Below are 15485 nucleotides of genomic sequence, written 5' to 3'. Positions count from 1 at the left end.
AGACCGGAAGACAGGACCTCAATGAATTCCATCACCGCTTCTCTACAGCCGGCAACGAAGCCGCGCTCGCGTGCGCGCCTGCCGGCCGCCAGAACGTGGCTCGCAGCCGGACAATGGCTCGTGACGCTGCTGCTATGCGCGTTCCTGATCGTGCCAGTCGTCATGTCGATCATGGCGGGTCTGACGGTCAACTACTTCAAAGGCGTATCGAGCGGACTCACGCTGCGCTGGCTCGAAGAAGTGTGGACGCAATATCACGGCTCGGTATTTCTCTCGCTCGAAGTGGCGGCGGCGACCCTCCTCATCACGCTGCTCACCGGCGTGCCGGCGGGTTACGTACTCGCGCGCAGCAAGACGAGGCTCTCGCGCATCATCGAAGAATTTCTGGTGCTGCCGATCGCGCTGCCTGGCCTTGCGTCGGCGCTCGCGCTGCTGGTGGTCTACGGCGGCTTCACGATGTTCCGCATGAGCGTGGCGTTCATCGTCGTCGGCCATGTGGTGTTCACGCTGCCCTTCATGGTGCGCGCGGTCGCCGCCGTGTGCGCGAGCAGCGATCTGCGCACGCTCGAAGAAGGCGCGGCGAGTCTCGGCGCGAGCTTTCTGCAACGCTTCGTGACGATCGTGCTGCCGAACGCGCGCCCCGGCATCGTGGCCGGCGCGCTGGCGGTGCTCACGCTCTCCATCGGCGAATTCAATCTCACGTGGATGCTGCACACGCCCGATACCAAAACGCTGCCGGTGGGTCTCGCGGACACGTATGCGTCGTTGCGCATCGAGATCGGCAGCGCCTACACGATTCTGTTTTTCATCATGACGATGCCCCTGCTCGTCGCAATGCAATGGCTCGGCGTCGATGCGACCGGCCAGCGCAGCGCGGCGAAAAAACGCGCCACCGTCTCTCCTTCGAAGTCGCTCAAACCATGAAACTTGCCTCCGTACCCATCGCGCTGACGCAATGCGCGAAAACGTTTCGCGGCACGCGCGTGCTCGAGCCGCTCGATCTGCATATCGACGCCGGTGAAACGCTGGTATTGCTCGGGCCGTCCGGCTGCGGCAAGACCACGACGCTGCGCATGATCGCGGGGCTTGAAACGCCGGACGCTGGCGGCCGCATCGCGTTCGGCGACGACGACGTCACCGCCCTGCCGATCGAAAAGCGCCAGGTCGGCATGGTGTTCCAGAGCTACGCGCTGTTTCCCAACCTGACAGTGCGCGGCAACATCGGCTATGGCCTGAAGATCAAACGCGTGCCGGCCGAGACTGCCCGTCAACGCGTCGACGAATTGCTCGGCATGATGCGTCTCACCGCTCACGCCGACAAGCCGATCGATCAGCTTTCCGGCGGGCAGCGCCAGCGTGTGGCACTCGCACGCGCGCTCGCCGTGCAGCCGCGCGTGCTGCTGCTCGACGAACCGCTCACCGCCCTCGACGCCCGCTTGCGCGACACCTTGCGCAGCGAGATGAACACGTTGCTGCGCGAGTTGGGCATTACGACCGTGTACGTCACGCACGATCAGGCCGAAGCAATGGAACTGGGCGACCGCATCGTCGTGATGAGCGCGGGGCGCATCGAGCAGATCGGCTCGCCGCGCGAGATCTATTACCGCCCCGCCAACCGGACGGTCGCGCAGTTTGTCGGCACGATCAACCGGCTCGCGGGCGAGCGGCGCGACGGCCTGCTGACGACCACCGGCGGCGCCGTGCCGCTGCCCGCGGGCGACGTGCACGCGAGTTCGGCGCACGAGATTTTCTTCCGCCCTGAAGACGCTTATCTTGCCGATCCGGCTCATGCGCAATTGCGCGGCCATATCGAAAGCACCGCGTTTCTCGGCGAGCGAACACGGCTGACGGTGGGCGGCGCCGCTCCCGACGCGTTGCTGATCGACGTGGCGGGCCGCGTGGAATTGGCGCGTGGCACACCGGTCGGCATTTCAATCGCGCAGGACGCGCTGATTGCGCTATCGTAATGAAGTGACGCCTTTGTTTGGCGCGCTATAAAAAGGACACCCCATGCTGCTGGCTCAAATTAGCGACCTGCATATCAAACGGCCCGGCGCGCTCGCTTACCGCCGCGTCGACACCGGCGCCTATCTCGCACGCTGCGTGGCCGCGCTCAATGCGCTCGAACCGCGTCCCGACGCGGTGATCATGACGGGCGACCTAGTCGATCAGGGCGACCCGGAGCAGTACGAGCATCTCAAGACCCTGCTCGCGCCGCTCGAGATTCCCTACTTCCTGCTGGTCGGCAATCACGACGAACGCGCCGCGTTGCGTGCCGCATTTCCCGATCGCGCGGAATTGCAAAGCGGCGGCGAATTCGTGCAATACGCGGTCGATCTCGGCGCGCTGCGACTCATCGCGCTCGATTCGATGGTGCCGGGCCAAAGCGCGGGCGATCTGTGCGACGCGCGGCTCGCGTGGCTCGCCACGCAACTCGACGCGGCCCAAGGCAAACCGACGGTGGTCGCGTTGCATCATCCGCCGTTTGTGTGCGGCATCGGACATATGGATGAATTGCGGCTCGATCCCACCGCATCCGACAAACTCGCGGCGTTGATCGCGCGCTATCCGAACGTGGAACGCGTGATCTGCGGGCATGTGCACCGGCCCATGTTCGTGCGCTTTGGCGGCACGATCGCCTCCGCGGTGCCGGCGCCCGCGCATCAGGTCGCGCTCGATCTGCGCGACGATGCGCCGTCCGCGTTCATGATGGAGCCGCCGGCGTATGCGCTGCATCACTATGACCCGGCAACCGGCATCGTCACGCATCACGCGTATGTGGATGCGGCGGATGGGCCGTATCCCTTTTACGAACCCGAGGGCGATCTGATCGATTGATCTGATCGACTGAGGCGCGCACTCACGCGCGGATGAAGGTCTCATGCACGCGCCGGGACGACCTGAAATACGGAATCCCGAGCGCGGCCGCGACGACGGCCTGAATAAGATCGCCGTAGGGAACGGTAATGTCGATGCCGATGGCGCGTGTCATGTAATCGCCGAGCAGATACGCGCCGGCTCGCATCGCGACAATGGCGACGAGCCAAGCCTGCACCTGCGGCGCGAAGCGCGCGGATCTACGCAGCACGAGCAGCGCCAGCCAGCCCGCGCCGGCCACGATGAATACGCCCGTGACGACATCACAGCCGACCATCGCGAGCACGGCGCGATACCAGCCATGCGTTTCGCGCCGGACGAACACAGCCAGCAGTTCCCATTCGAGCATCAGTTTGAGCGGATCGCGCATGGTGATCGCCGTATGGAGCACCCACGCGGCAACGCAGATCAACGCGACGAGCAGCCAGCCGCCGATGTGTCGAGGTTCATGTTTCGTGATCGAGCCCATGGAGTCGTTCTTCGTTTGCTTCGTTCTGTCGTAATCGGTCGGATGAATCGCGCCGATTCTACGAACTAACCACGAACGACCATCTCATTTTGTCGACGCGTCCCTTTCAGGTGGCTTGGAACTGGCTTGTTTGCGCGCTCGCGGCCGTCAGCACGATCCGCCATGCTCCGGTATGATCGGCACGCTTGAGGACCGTGCATGGGCCGGTCCGTCAATCGCCCTCTCTCATGTCCACTTCCAACGCGTCCACTCCCGCTTCCGCCGACCGGTCGTTGCGCGGCCTGCTGCTTCTGCTCGCCACTATCGCGGGCGTCGCGGTCGCGAACATCTATTACAACCAGCCGCTGCTCGACGACTTCCGGTTGTCGTTTCCGCACAGCGCGTCGTGGGTCGGCGCGGTGCCGGCCGTCACCCAACTCGGCTACGCGGCCGGCATGCTGTTGCTGGCACCGCTTGGCGACCGCTTCGATCGCCGCCTTCTGATCCTGCTGCAGATCGCCGGCATCTGTGTCGCGCTGGTAGTGGCCGCCGCCGCGCCAACGCTGTCCGTGCTGATCTTCGCAAGTCTGGCGATCGGCGTGCTCGCCACCATCGCGCAACAAGCGGTGCCGTTCGCGGCGGAACTCGCGCCGCCGGCCGAACGCGGCCACGCGGTCGGCACGGTGATGAGCGGTTTGCTGCTGGGGATCCTGCTGGCGCGAACGGCGTCGGGCGTGATCGCCGAATATTTCGGCTGGCGCGCGGTATTCGGCGCGTCCGTGGTCGCGTTGCTGGTGCTCGCGGTCGTCATCATTCTGCGTCTGCCCAGGAGTCAGCCGACGTCCACGCTGCCCTACGGCAAGCTATTGGTGTCGATGTGGCATCTGGTAGTCGAGCACCGCGCGCTGCGTGAAGCGTCGCTGACCGGCGCGGCCCTGTTCGCTGCGTTCAGCATTTTCTGGTCGGTGCTGGCGTTGCTGCTGGCCGGTGCGCCGTTTCATCTCGGGCCGCAAGCGGCGGGGCTATTCGGTATTGTCGGCGCGGCAGGCGCGATGGCCGCGCCGCTCGCCGGCAAGTTCTCCGACCGGCGCGGACCGCGCGCGATCATCACCGTGTCGATCGTGCTGGTGGCGATTTCGTTCGTGGTGTTCGGCGCATCGGCGAGAAGCATTGCGGGGCTCGTGATCGGCGTGATCGTTCTCGATATCGGCGTGCAGGCCGCGCAAATCTCTAATCAGTCACGCATCTACGCACTCAAGCCGGACGCGCGCAGCCGCGTGAATACGGTGTACATGGTGGCGTATTTCATTGGCGGAGCGATCGGCTCCGGCGTTGGCGCGGCAGTGTGGCCGACGTTTGGATGGCTCGGTGTGAGCGCGGCCGGCCTCGTGTTCGCCGGGCTGGCGGCGTGGAATCATCTGGCGCTGCCCGCAGGCGTGAAGGATGTGAAGGGTTAATCGGCGCCCTGTTCGCGCGGAGCGCTCATTGGCCGCTGCGCGCCGACGCATAGTCGTGCAGCGCGTCGATCACCCGGTCGAACTCGAACGACTTGTCGTAAAAGTGGCGCACGCCGTATTGCTCGCAGCGCTCCCGATACGCGGGCAACGCATGATTGGTCAGCACCGCGGCGAATACCCGGTCGATCAATCCCTCTCGCTGCAAGTACGCGAGTACCGGCACGCCCGAGCCCTGCTTCAACTGCAGGTCGACGATCACCGCGTCGAAGGGCTCGTCGCTCAATAGCGCAATCGCCTGATCCGCGGAATCCGCGTAGGCGGCTACCTTGAGCAGGCCGGAGGCGTCGATCGCTTCCACGAGGCTTCGGCGGATCAGCGGCGAATCCTCGATCAGCAGCACGCGCAAGGGTGCGCGGCTGGCTTGATCGGCGACAGGGTTCGATTCGCTGTTCATCGGAATATCTCGATCGTCCATTATTCGATCAAACCATTCTTGATCGCGTAATAAGTCAGATCGGCGTTGTTCGCCAGTTGCATTTTCTCCAGTACGCGGGCCCGGTAGGTACTCACCGTCTTCACGGACAAATGCAATTCCTCGGCAATCTCAGTGGGAATCTGCCCGGCCGCGAGCTTGCAGAAAATCTGGAACTCACGCTCGGACAGCGCTTCGTGCGGCCGCCCGGCGGACGGCTTGTCGAGATTGTCGGCGAGCGCGTCGGCCACCGCCTCGGAAAGGTAGCGATGCCCGCGCGCCACCGAGCGAATCGCCCGCACGATCTCGTCGGGCTCGCAATCCTTGTTCAGATACCCGTTCGCGCCCGCGCGCAGCAAGTTGATAGCGTACTGGCTCTCCGGGTAGCCCGACAGAATCAGTACGCCCTGCTCCGGACGCACCTGCTTGATCACACGCAAGGTGTCGATACCGTTCTTGTCCGGCATCGCGATGTCGAGCAGCACCACGTCGAACGCCTGCTCGCGCACGAGGCTGATGGTTTCGTCGCCGGTGGCCGCTTCGGCCGCGACGCACATATCCGGCTCGTCAGCGACGAACTGCCTGAAGCCACCTCGGACGATCGCATGGTCGTCGGCTATCAACACTCGAATCATCGGTTTGGGTGTCCGTGTATTGGAATCGCTCCAAAGCAGACATTGTAATGATCTCCGGCACGGCGTCTGCCGGAATCGGAGAAGGACATGGCGGCGCATGCCGGCGCGGGAAACCTGCCACACCCGCCCAGACCCGCCCGTGCCCGCAGCGCCCTCCCGCTTACTCGCGGCCTTCGAGCAGATCCGCCATATCGTCCGCGTGCTCTTCTTCCACAGCGAGAATCTCTTCGAACATACGACGCGTCGTCACGTCCTTGTCGCCGAGATAGCGAATGATCTCGCGGTAGGTATCGATCGCAATCCGCTCGGCGATCAGATTTTCCTTGATCATCTCCGTGAGGCTGTCGCCTTCCTTGTATTCCGAGTGCGAGCGCGTCTTCAAACCGTCCGGTGCGAAATCGGGCTCGCCGCCCAATTGCACGATCCGCTCGGCAATGCGGTCGGCGTGTTCCTGCTCCTCCGCGGCATGTTCGGCGAATTCCGCGGCCACCGCCTCGGAGTTGATGCCCTTTGCCATGAAGTGATGCCGCTTGTAACGCAGTACGCAGACGATTTCGGTGGCCAATGCGTCATTGCACAGCTTCAGCACCGTTCCGCGGTCCGCGCCATAGCTTTGCGTGACCGGACCGTCCGACATGTGCTTGCGTGCGTCTTCGCGAATCTTCGCCAGATCCATCACGAACGGATCCTTGGATTGAGTGGCCGCGCCCTGGGCGCCAGGTGACTTCGACATTGAATTTCTCCTTTATCCGGTATTGGGGGTAACTGCGCATCACGCACGAATCGCGCCTGATGCGCCGGCACAAGGAATGCGGGCTACCAATAAGCGCCCGTCTACGTTCGGAATACGCCGAGCAGCAGCGTGACCACGAACACGACGAGGAAAATGTAGAACAGGATCTTCGCAATTTCAGCCGCCCCTGCTGCGATTCCGGTAAAACCGAACACGGCGGCGATGATCGCGATCACGAAAAAAACAATGGCATAGTGAAGCATGGCGACTCTCCTTCTTGTTGGTATCTGCGTGGCCTGGCTCGGCACATTCAATGGCGAACCGTCTGCCAGTTTCGAAGACACGGCCTGCGAACTCCTCGTCGAACCACGCTAATCGACGATCTTTTTCGTCACCACGAAGCCGAGCACGAGGAACACGACACACAGAATCACGAACACGATAAACAGGAACTTCGCGATTGCCGCCGCGCCTGCCGCTACGCCGGTAAAGCCAAGAAGGCCGGCGATCACCGCCACGACGGCGAAGAACAACGCCCATTTCAGCATGATGGCTTTCTCCCGAAACATTGATTGAACGATCAGGATCATCGTAGCCATCAGCGACGACGGGCGCATTCCGACGCGCGCCGGTTTTCGTGTGAGAATCCGCTGACATTGGATTACGGCAGCGTTACGGCGAGCGCATAAGCCACGCGAGGCCGATGTGTTGCGCCGCGACGGCGGCCGCGTCGGCGCGATACTCGCACCGTCGCCGGACGCGGCGGACGTTACACTGAAGCCCCAATAGAGGAGCCGAAATTGCCAAATGAGCAGAACGCGCCGAACGCGGCCGCCCTTGGGCCCGCCACCCGCCTGAGCGACTGGATGCGCAATCGCAGTTGGGCGATTGCCATGACCGTGGCGATCGTCATTACCGTGGGCGGTCTCGTGATTCTCGAGACCGCGCGCCAACGCATTGCCGCCGAATACGAGACCGCACTCGAAGCGCGCGACGTCACCGTGCAACTGAGCATTCTTGCGAGCCAGCTCTCGCGCCTGAGTGCGCAGCAAAGCGATTTTCTTCTGACGAAGCAGGACGCTTTAGCGCGCGATTTCTGCGCGACTGCTGTGCGCATCCGTCAGAGCGAACAGCAGTTGAACCGCTTCTACCGCAGCGGCAAAGCCGACAGCGCGGAACTCGCCAGCTTCACGCAGATCCTTGCGCTGATCGAGGCGCGTATCGGCGCGGGCGCGTCCGCGCTGCAGCGCGCCGCGCCGCATCCGCTGGATCTCGCCGCCTGCGGCAGCGCGAGCGAAGCCAGTCCGGCCGATGCGTCGCTCGTGGACAGCACGCTCTCGCTGCTGCGCGACAACGAGGAGCGCCGCGCGCAACACGCGCTTGCCGCGAGCCGCGGCGATCAGCGCATCTCCACGCTGTGCGCAGCGGGCTTGTCGGCGCTGAACATCGTGCTGTTCATCCTGCTGTTTCGTAACCTCGGCATTCAGATCGATCGTCAGGCGCGCGTGCAGCGTCAATTGATCACACAACAGGAGGGGCTCGACCAGCTCGTGAATGAACGCACCCGTCAGCTCGAAGCGCTCGGCTGGCACTTGCAGGCAGTCAGCGAAAACGAAAAGACCCAGCTCGCACGCGAACTGCACGACGAGCTCGGCGCGATTCTGACCGCGAGCAAAATGGACGTGGCGTGGGCCAACCGCAAACTGAAGGACAGCGCGCCGGATATCTCCGAGAAACTCAAGCGGGCGCTCGCGAATCTCGACCAGGGCATTGCGCTCAAGCGCCGCATCATCGAAGACATGCGGCCTACGGTGCTGGCGAACTTCGGGCTCGTTACCGCGTTGCGCACGCTCGCCGACGAAGCCGCGCAGCGCAACAACTGGACGCTCGAACTGCACCTGCCCGCCGACGACATCAAGCTCGACGAGCAGACGGAGATCGCGCTGTTTCGCGTCGCGCAGGAGTCGCTCACCAACGCCGCCAAGTACGCACGGGCTTCGAAGGTGTCGATCGCGTTGCAGGTCGGCGATGGCCAGGTAGCGCTGCATATCGCCGATAACGGCGTCGGCATCATGCCGGCCGATCTGAAGCGCACCCACACGCATGGGCTCCTGGGCATGCGCCAGCGCGTCGCCGCGCACGGCGGGCGCTTCGATATCCGGCGCGGCGTGCCCAACGGCACCGACATCCATGTGGAGATGCCGAGCGTGAGCACCGCGACGCCTTCGATCGACCTGCCGCCGGCCACGCCTTCGCGAACGGCCGTCTAGCACATGCTCGCGCAACGTCACCGTGAGGCTTGTAGGAGTGCGCCGACGCAAACAGCGGAGCACGCCTACAAGAAAATCGCAGCCCGGCCGACAGCGCCTTCCGCGCCCTTTTTTTACCATGCAATCAGACCGGATCGACTGGCGTAAGCCCCGGTCGGACGACAGCTAGCTTAGCTGGCGCGTGCCGTAGAACACGGGCACGTCAACCGATGCATTCTCGACAAGGAGAACTCTCATGAATCGACTGATCGCTTTGCTTCTCATTGCAGGGACGGCTGCGCTCGCCGGTTGCAACACCATGGCGGGGGCCGGGCAGGACATTTCGAAGGGTGGCGACGCCATCACGAATTCGGCTGAAAAGGCCAAGTAAGCAGGTCATATGAAGCAGACGCCCGGCGCCTTGAGGCGCCTGGCAACGGGGGTTCGTGAAAGCCCGCCGCGGGAAACCTCGGCGGGCTTTTTTTCGCCTGATGGTCGGGCTTCGTTGTTTGCGCATCCTTCGCGCACGCATCGGCGTGATGCTCGCAACAGTCACGGCTTCGCTACCGACGCTCAGCGACGCCACAAACAAAACGGCGATCCACTCGCGTGGATCGCCGCTCCGTCCTCCCTAGGACGTGTCGCTTATTGCATGCGTCTGATTCAAGCGCCGCTTGCGGGCATTCCTGTCAGCGCACTTCTTCGCGTACTTCGCGCACTTCGCGTACTTATTGGCCCGTCAGCGTATTCGTCAGTTCGACGCTCGGCGTCTGCGTATTGCCGTTCTGCGCGACCAGCAGATGGATCTGGCCCGGCACGAGCTGGCTCAGCGCCCCCGCGATCGGCACCGACGTCACCAGCCAGTCGGCATTGTTCGACAACGTGAATGCCGGCGACTGGAAGATCGGCGTCTTGCTGCCCGCCGCTGTCGCGATCAGCACGTACGTGCCGCCGGACACGTAAATCGAGTCCTGACCGCTCGCCGGCACCGCGTTCTTGAATGCCACGCCGGCCATGGTCGGCGAGACGTTGGCGATGTTGGTGGCGGTGGATTGGACCAGATACAGGTCGAGATTGGTCGCATTCGCCGAAGCGTTGAAGCCGCGCACACGCGCGCTATTCGAGAGCAGCCCCTTGTCGAACGGATCGTCGATCAGGCCGATGTCCGGTGCGGCGAGACCCGGCAGAGCGAGCACGGTGTATTCGTGGCCCTTGGCGACATCCGGAAAGCTGCCGCTTGCAAGCGCCGTCGTCGAACCGGTGGCCGAGTAAGCGACAGTCGTCGCACCTGTGTTGATATTGGTGAGGTTCGTCACACCCTTATAGCTAATGTTCGTCTGACCAGAAGGCGCGGCGCCATTCACGAGAAAGTCGACCGCCGGGCCACTCGGAATGGCATGGATGAAATGGATCTCCGGATTGGTCAGCCCGAGTTCCTTGCCCACGTCGTCGGAACCGCCGCCACACGCGCTCAGGATGGATGCAACTGCAGCCATCGCCACCATAGTTCGGATCAGTTTCATTATGTTTACCTATCGATGTTATCGGGCTCTCGGCCCATTGATTTGTGGACGACCCGCTTCGGACAACACGCCGTCTAAAGCCTTGTTCGCTGGTCGATGGAACGGTTCCGGCCAGCTCTCCAAAGCGGAGCATCCCCTCCTATCCCTGCCGCACATCACGCATTTTTTCCAACGGCGCGGTCCGTGTCGATGGACGCTCGCTATGAGCAATGCGTGTGCCGCGGGGGTTGACACAGCCGGTGGCGGCTAAACAATGTCTTACGGAGCAATGACTTGCGAGGATTAGACGTTTTCCTCGGAAGGTTGGCGTGCGACGCGGTGTATTGTTCGTGCGCATCCAATACTTACACGGTCCTCCGCATGTCTTACCAACACTTACTCGCCGAACTCGACCTGGGCTTCACTCGCTTGCGCAATCGCGTAGTGATGGGTTCGATGCACACGGGTATGGAAGACCGCTTCTGGAATTACCCGAAGCTGGCCGCGTATTTCCGCGAGCGCGCGAAAGGCGGCGTCGGTTTGATCGTCACGGGCGGGATCTCGCCGAATCGCGAAGGTTGGCTGTTGCCGTTCGGCGGCACGTTGAATTCCGTATTCGATCTGCGCAATCACCGGAAATTGACCGAGGCCGTGCATGCCGAAGGCGGCAAGATCGCGCTGCAGATCCTGCACGCGGGCCGCTATGGCTATCAACCGTTCGTCGTCTCCGCATCGGCGATCAAGTCGCCGATCTCGAAGTTCAAGCCGCGAGCGCTGACTATCGCCGGCATTGCGAAGACCGTGCGCGACTACGCGCGCTGCGCACGCCTCGCTCAACGCGCGGGCTACGACGGCGTCGAGATCATGGGCAGCGAAGGCTATCTGCTCAATCAGTTCCTATGCCCGCGCACCAATCAGCGCACCGACGCGTACGGCGGCAGCATCGAAAACCGCATGCGGCTCGCGCGCGAGATCGTCGAGGCGGTGCGCGCGGTATGCGGCGAACGCTTTATCGTCGTGTACCGGATCTCGCTGATCGATCTGGTGGAAGGCGGCAACACGTGGGACGAAACCGTGCAGGTCGCGCAGGCGCTCGAAGCCGCCGGCGTCACCATGTTCAACACCGGCATCGGCTGGCACGAGGCGCGTGTGCCGACCATCGTGACCTCGGTGCCACGCGCCGCGTTCGCCGCGCTGAGCGCGCGATTGAAGGCCGCCGTCAAGGTGCCGGTGATCGTGTCCAACCGCATCAATACGCCCGAGGTCGCCGAAGAACTGCTCGCGCAGGGAGCGGGCGATCTGGTTTCCATGGCGCGGCCGCTATTGGCCGATCCCGAGTTCGTGGTGAAGACCGCCGAGGGACGCGCGCACGAAATCAACACCTGTATCGCCTGCAATCAGGCCTGCCTCGATCACACGTTCAAGAACCAGCGCGCCACGTGCCTCGTCAATCCGCGCGCGGGACGCGAGACCGAATTGATCTACCGGCCCGTCGCCGGGGCGCAGGCCGCGCGCTCGGTGGCCGTGGTCGGCGCGGGTCCGGCGGGGTTGTCGGCGGCGACCGTCGCCGCGGCGCGCGGGCATCGCGTGACGCTGTTCGATGCGAGCGCAACGATCGGCGGCCAGTTCAATCTGGCGATGCGCGTGCCCGGCAAGGAGGAGTTCAGCGAAACGATCCGCTATTTTCAGAGCCAGTTGCAACGCCACCGCGTCGACGTGCGGCTCGACACACGCGTCGACCCCGCCCTGCTGGCCTCGGGCGCTTACGACGACGTGATCGTCGCCACTGGCATCGTGCCGCGCCGGCCGGCGATTGCCGGTATCGACGCGGCCAACGTGCTGTCGTATGTGGACGTGCTGCGTGGTGCGCCGGTCGGCCAGCGCGTCGCGGTGATCGGTGCGGGCGGCATTGGCTTCGACGTCAGCGAGTTTTTGCTGCATCGCGCGGGCGAGCCTCTGCCAATGCCGCGCGACGCATGGCTCGACGAATGGGGCGTCGATCTGGCCGTGCGGGAACGCGGCGGGCTGAAACCGCCCGCGCCGGCGCGGCCGCCGCGGCAAATCTGGCTGTTGCAGCGCAAGGCCGGCAAGCTCGGCATGGGGCTTGGCAAGACTTCCGGCTGGGTGCATCGCGCGACGCTGGCGAGGAACGGCGTGACAATGCTCGGTGGCGTGTCATATCTGGAAATCGCGGCGCGCGGGCTGAAGATCGCGCATCAAGGCGTCGAAGAATGGCTCGACGTGGATACGATCGTGGTGTGCGCGGGGCAGGAATCGCTGCGCGATCTGCACCCGCAGGCGGCGGGTGAAGCGAATCAGACCGGCGGCCCGCGTTATCACGTGATCGGCGGGGCGAAAGTCGCGACTGAACTGGACGCGAAACGCGCAATTCGCGAAGGCGCGGAAGTGGCCGCGGCGCTGTAATAACGGGCCGCCGCCCCGGCACAATGAGACTCACAGGGGCACCCCCAACGCAAGCCCGCTCCAGGCTCAGGCGAGCCCCTTCTTCCGGTAGTCGAACCAGAACGACAGTCCCACGCTCGCCAGAATCACGACCGTGGCGATCACCGTGGAGCGGGTGACCGGCTCGCCGAGCAACAGCGCACCGAGCGCCACGGCCACCACCGGGTTCACGTACATGCAACTGCTGGCGATGATCGGGCTGGTGTGCCGAATCAGAAAACCATACGCGACGTAGGCGGCCATCGTGCCGATCAGCATCAGGTAGATGAACGCCAGCACCGGCAGAACATGCACCTCGAGCATCCGCTCGCCGGAGACCCAAGCGACCAGCGTCGACATCGCGCCGCCCAGACCGATTTGCAGCGACGTCGAGAGAAACAGGTCCGAGGGCAGTTTCAGACGCCCGGCCAGATGCGCGCCGCCCGCCCAGAAAAGCGCACCGCACAGAATCGCCAGGCTGCCGCCCGCGGAGCCCGGCGCACTATCGCCATGGCTGAGAATCGCGATGCCTACCAGACCGAGGCCGACCGCGAACCACTCGCCCCGGCCGATCTTGCGCCCCGCCACGGCCGCGATCACCGTGGCGAACAGCGGCACGGTGGCGACCATCACCGCCGCGGTGCCGGTGCCGACGGTGCGCATCCCGTAGGCGAGCATGCCGCTCGACAAACCGACCAGCATGGTGCCCACCAGCCCCGCATTACGGATTTCGGCGGCGCCCGGCCAGACCGGATTGCGGCGCGCCGCAAAAATAAAGAGGCCTACGCCGGCGAACAGATTGCGCAGCCCCGAAAGCAGCAATGGAGGAAACGAACCCAGCGCGACGTGCACGGCAAGATAGGTCGAGCCCCACACGACATAGACGACGGCGAGCGCGAGCGCGAGCTGGCCATTGCGGGACTGCGGCAAACGGAGCGAAAAACCACGCGGAAAACGGCTTGGGAGTTGCAGCGACATGCGTTCAACCCGCCCATGCCGCTCGAGGTGCGGCGCCCCCGCTGAAGACCCTGAGGCGGGATGGCGGACACCGCATCGGCGATACGGTCTGACGGGCGAGGCTGGCGGACATGTTGGTGGAGCGCAAGGACGATAGATGGCCAATGAGCCACAACGCCGCGGCGGCCGAAGAAATCGGGCCACGGCGAACACGCGCCAAATAGTGGGCGCGCACGGCATTATGCAGTAAGCGCCCACCGCGTCGCTTGAAAGAATCGTAACTTTTTGGCGTACTTGCAACAAAAACGCCGTGGACGTTTCCCCCGTATCTGCCACGTCGATTCCACAGAACGCGTTGAATGCACAGGGCATAGCGATCTGTGTTTCGGCATGAGCCGCCGTGCGTTGCTGCGGATCTTTGAGTGGTCGATCCTCCCGCCGCCTGGTTGAGTGGATGCTCAAGCAAGGTCGACGATGATTCGGCCTCCGTAACTTTCGGGCAGGCGGCGGTCTGGCCGGACTACGGTCCGCGCGCTTTGCCAACGGCTGTCGGCCGATAGCGCATGGTGAACGACGGTCCTTGGCGGCGAGTCGGGAGACACGCCTCGGCCTTGTGCTACAGTCGGTAGAGATTAGCCCCGTGCTAACATTCAGCTTTCGATCGCGCCGCGTGCAACTGTATCGTGGCGCCCGCTTCCCCTCTTTCGCTATCCACCGGCCACCTCGATGCGCTTTCCGACTTTCCGTGCCCACTTCCGCTTGCGCCCTCGCCGCGCAACCGGCTGCGCGCGCGCGGAATTCATGCCGCGTCGCGCCGGCGAGCCGTCCCGAACGCTCCCGCTCCACGCCGCCCGGCGCCCGATTTAACGCTGCTCGCTCCATTGCCTGAGCCGCGTTGTCGGGCTCCGGGCCGATCTCATCCGCACGCTGTTCCCCTACATGCAGATCGAATTGGAGTACCCATCGTGAAAAAGACAAAAACCTGTTACCTCACCGAACTCGACGTCACCCGTCTCGAGAAGCACGCAGCCGCGCCCGGCGCCGACGCGCGTTTGCAAGACATGCTCGACGACGTGTTGGAGCGCGCCGTGATCGTCGACTCGCACGAGATTCCGGCCAATATCGTCACGATGAATTCGCAAGCCACGCTGGTCGACGAAACCAGCGGCGAGCACATGACCTGGACCGTGGTCTATCCGCCGAACGCGGACTTCGCGCATGGCCGCCTGAACGTGTTCTCGCCCGCCGGCCTCGCCTTGCTCGGCGCCAAACGCGGCGAGCGCATCCGCTTCACGCCGCCGAGCGGCACGGAGAAAGTGCTGAAGCTCGAAAAGATCCTCTTTCAGCCCGAAGCCGCCGACAATTTCACGCTGTAAGCACAGCGCAATGGCGTAGCAACGCGTGTTGCGCCGCTTCATGACGGCCCCCGAATACGGCAATGCCGCATGGCTTGCCGCTGTGATATCCGCCATCCGATGTTCGAAGACGGGTTGCCAAGCAGCGTGTGGCCGGTGTATCGTGTGCGCTGCTAACGCGGGGGTCCTGCGTCGCACGGAGGTTGGAGGTCCGTGCTGCGCGGGTGAGAAATACCCTTTGAACCTGATCTGGATAATGCCAGCGCAGGGAAGCGTGCGGAATTCGCACTCCAGCTCTACAGCCTCATCTCTCGCGATTTCCGACAACTTCCGTCTCGTCTCCTGCTTAGCCGCCCCA

Annotated in this window: 16 protein-coding genes and 1 riboswitch; of the genes, 8 read left to right on the top strand and 8 right to left on the bottom strand. The window is 63.8% G+C overall.

The window, feature by feature from the left end; genetic code table 11:
* Positions 1-21: 21 nt before the first annotated feature.
* The 3 genes from AC57B1_RS36770 to AC57B1_RS36760 are packed head-to-tail and all read left to right on the top strand — an operon-like array spanning position 22 to position 2838.
* Complete coding sequence (locus AC57B1_RS36770; protein WP_496420148.1) at positions 22-924, top strand: ABC transporter permease; 903 nt, start codon at positions 22-24, stop codon at positions 922-924.
* Complete coding sequence (locus AC57B1_RS36765) at positions 921-1967, top strand: ABC transporter ATP-binding protein (RefSeq protein ID WP_496420147.1); 1047 nt, start codon at positions 921-923, stop codon at positions 1965-1967. The genes AC57B1_RS36770 and AC57B1_RS36765 overlap by 4 nt, the downstream gene beginning before the upstream one ends.
* Positions 1968-2010: 43 nt before the next feature.
* The gene (locus AC57B1_RS36760; RefSeq protein ID WP_496420146.1) at positions 2011-2838 is read left to right on the top strand and encodes a phosphodiesterase; all 828 of its coding nucleotides are present in this window, start codon (positions 2011-2013) and stop codon (positions 2836-2838) included.
* Positions 2839-2860: 22 nt separating this feature from the next.
* On the opposite strand, the gene AC57B1_RS36755 is transcribed toward AC57B1_RS36760, so the two are convergent.
* Positions 2861-3346, bottom strand: a complete 486-nt coding sequence (locus AC57B1_RS36755; RefSeq protein ID WP_496420145.1) for a DUF2569 domain-containing protein — start codon at positions 3344-3346, stop codon at positions 2861-2863.
* 227 nt (positions 3347-3573) lie between these two features.
* On the opposite strand from AC57B1_RS36755, the gene AC57B1_RS36750 reads away from it, so the two are divergent.
* The gene (locus AC57B1_RS36750; protein ID WP_091792790.1) at positions 3574-4782 is read left to right on the top strand and encodes an MFS transporter; all 1209 of its coding nucleotides are present in this window, start codon (positions 3574-3576) and stop codon (positions 4780-4782) included.
* Between the two features lie 25 nt (positions 4783-4807).
* On the opposite strand, the gene AC57B1_RS36745 is transcribed toward AC57B1_RS36750, so the two are convergent.
* From AC57B1_RS36745 to AC57B1_RS36725, 5 genes are all read right to left on the bottom strand, one after another.
* The gene (locus AC57B1_RS36745) at positions 4808-5236 is read right to left on the bottom strand and encodes a response regulator (protein WP_408184595.1); all 429 of its coding nucleotides are present in this window, start codon (positions 5234-5236) and stop codon (positions 4808-4810) included.
* Between the two features lie 20 nt (positions 5237-5256).
* Complete coding sequence (locus AC57B1_RS36740) at positions 5257-5889, bottom strand: response regulator (protein WP_408184596.1); 633 nt, start codon at positions 5887-5889, stop codon at positions 5257-5259.
* Positions 5890-6049: 160 nt separating this feature from the next.
* On the bottom strand, positions 6050-6622 hold the full coding sequence (locus tag AC57B1_RS36735) for a ferritin-like domain-containing protein (protein ID WP_496420144.1): 573 nt from the start codon (positions 6620-6622) through the stop codon (positions 6050-6052).
* Positions 6623-6723: 101 nt separating this feature from the next.
* Entirely contained in the window at positions 6724-6885 is a 162-nt protein-coding gene (locus tag AC57B1_RS36730; protein WP_006052455.1) for a DUF1328 domain-containing protein, read from the bottom strand.
* A gap of 108 nt (positions 6886-6993) precedes the next feature.
* On the bottom strand, positions 6994-7170 hold the full coding sequence (locus AC57B1_RS36725) for a DUF1328 domain-containing protein (RefSeq protein ID WP_091800263.1): 177 nt from the start codon (positions 7168-7170) through the stop codon (positions 6994-6996).
* A gap of 252 nt (positions 7171-7422) precedes the next feature.
* Between AC57B1_RS36725 and AC57B1_RS36720 the strand changes: the two genes are divergently transcribed.
* Complete coding sequence (locus AC57B1_RS36720) at positions 7423-8892, top strand: sensor histidine kinase (RefSeq protein ID WP_408347492.1); 1470 nt, start codon at positions 7423-7425, stop codon at positions 8890-8892.
* A 235-nt stretch (positions 8893-9127) separates the two neighbouring features.
* Positions 9128-9262 carry an entericidin A/B family lipoprotein gene (locus AC57B1_RS36715; RefSeq protein ID WP_091792786.1) on the top strand — a complete coding sequence of 45 codons (135 nt, stop codon included), beginning with the start codon at positions 9128-9130 and terminating at the stop codon, positions 9260-9262.
* 337 nt (positions 9263-9599) lie between these two features.
* On the opposite strand, the gene AC57B1_RS36710 is transcribed toward AC57B1_RS36715, so the two are convergent.
* Positions 9600-10394, bottom strand: coding sequence for a DUF4397 domain-containing protein (locus tag AC57B1_RS36710; RefSeq protein ID WP_408300601.1), 795 nt, complete (start codon positions 10392-10394; stop codon positions 9600-9602).
* Positions 10395-10754: 360 nt separating this feature from the next.
* Here AC57B1_RS36710 and AC57B1_RS36705 point away from each other — a divergent pair, with 360 nt between their 5' ends.
* The gene (locus AC57B1_RS36705; RefSeq protein WP_496420143.1) at positions 10755-12797 is read left to right on the top strand and encodes a 2,4-dienoyl-CoA reductase FMN-binding domain-containing protein; all 2043 of its coding nucleotides are present in this window, start codon (positions 10755-10757) and stop codon (positions 12795-12797) included.
* A 66-nt stretch (positions 12798-12863) separates the two neighbouring features.
* Here AC57B1_RS36705 and AC57B1_RS36700 read toward each other — a convergent pair whose 3' ends face one another.
* On the bottom strand, positions 12864-13793 hold the full coding sequence (locus AC57B1_RS36700; protein ID WP_408347483.1) for an EamA family transporter: 930 nt from the start codon (positions 13791-13793) through the stop codon (positions 12864-12866).
* A 944-nt stretch (positions 13794-14737) separates the two neighbouring features.
* On the opposite strand from AC57B1_RS36700, the gene AC57B1_RS36695 reads away from it, so the two are divergent.
* A complete protein-coding gene (locus AC57B1_RS36695) occupies positions 14738-15148 on the top strand; it encodes a GreA/GreB family elongation factor (RefSeq protein ID WP_177204949.1) in 411 nt (136 codons plus the stop codon).
* A 149-nt stretch (positions 15149-15297) separates the two neighbouring features.
* A riboswitch (TPP riboswitch) is annotated at positions 15298-15416 on the top strand.
* The last annotated feature ends 69 nt before the right edge of the window (positions 15417-15485 follow it).

Source organism: Paraburkholderia sp. BGA-UO-ETr-F21 (genome assembly GCF_059567925.1).
The sequence above is the reverse complement of the archived record's forward strand: the minus strand, read 5'-3'. Positions and strand labels throughout refer to the sequence as shown.

Coding starts and splice junctions, on each gene's coding strand:
- AC57B1_RS36770 (WP_496420148.1), top strand. CDS start 22: ATGAATTCCATCACCGCTTCTCTACAGCCGGCAACGAAGCCGCGCTCG.
- AC57B1_RS36765 (WP_496420147.1), top strand. CDS start 921: ATGAAACTTGCCTCCGTACCCATCGCGCTGACGCAATGCGCGAAAACG.
- AC57B1_RS36760 (WP_496420146.1), top strand. CDS start 2,011: ATGCTGCTGGCTCAAATTAGCGACCTGCATATCAAACGGCCCGGCGCG.
- AC57B1_RS36755 (WP_496420145.1), bottom strand. CDS start 3,346: ATGGGCTCGATCACGAAACATGAACCTCGACACATCGGCGGCTGGCTG.
- AC57B1_RS36750 (WP_091792790.1), top strand. CDS start 3,574: ATGTCCACTTCCAACGCGTCCACTCCCGCTTCCGCCGACCGGTCGTTG.
- AC57B1_RS36745 (WP_408184595.1), bottom strand. CDS start 5,236: ATGAACAGCGAATCGAACCCTGTCGCCGATCAAGCCAGCCGCGCACCC.
- AC57B1_RS36740 (WP_408184596.1), bottom strand. CDS start 5,889: ATGATTCGAGTGTTGATAGCCGACGACCATGCGATCGTCCGAGGTGGC.
- AC57B1_RS36735 (WP_496420144.1), bottom strand. CDS start 6,622: ATGTCGAAGTCACCTGGCGCCCAGGGCGCGGCCACTCAATCCAAGGAT.
- AC57B1_RS36730 (WP_006052455.1), bottom strand. CDS start 6,885: ATGCTTCACTATGCCATTGTTTTTTTCGTGATCGCGATCATCGCCGCC.
- AC57B1_RS36725 (WP_091800263.1), bottom strand. CDS start 7,170: ATGCTGAAATGGGCGTTGTTCTTCGCCGTCGTGGCGGTGATCGCCGGC.
- AC57B1_RS36715 (WP_091792786.1), top strand. CDS start 9,128: ATGAATCGACTGATCGCTTTGCTTCTCATTGCAGGGACGGCTGCGCTC.
- AC57B1_RS36710 (WP_408300601.1), bottom strand. CDS start 10,394: ATGAAACTGATCCGAACTATGGTGGCGATGGCTGCAGTTGCATCCATC.
- AC57B1_RS36705 (WP_496420143.1), top strand. CDS start 10,755: ATGTCTTACCAACACTTACTCGCCGAACTCGACCTGGGCTTCACTCGC.
- AC57B1_RS36700 (WP_408347483.1), bottom strand. CDS start 13,793: ATGTCGCTGCAACTCCCAAGCCGTTTTCCGCGTGGTTTTTCGCTCCGT.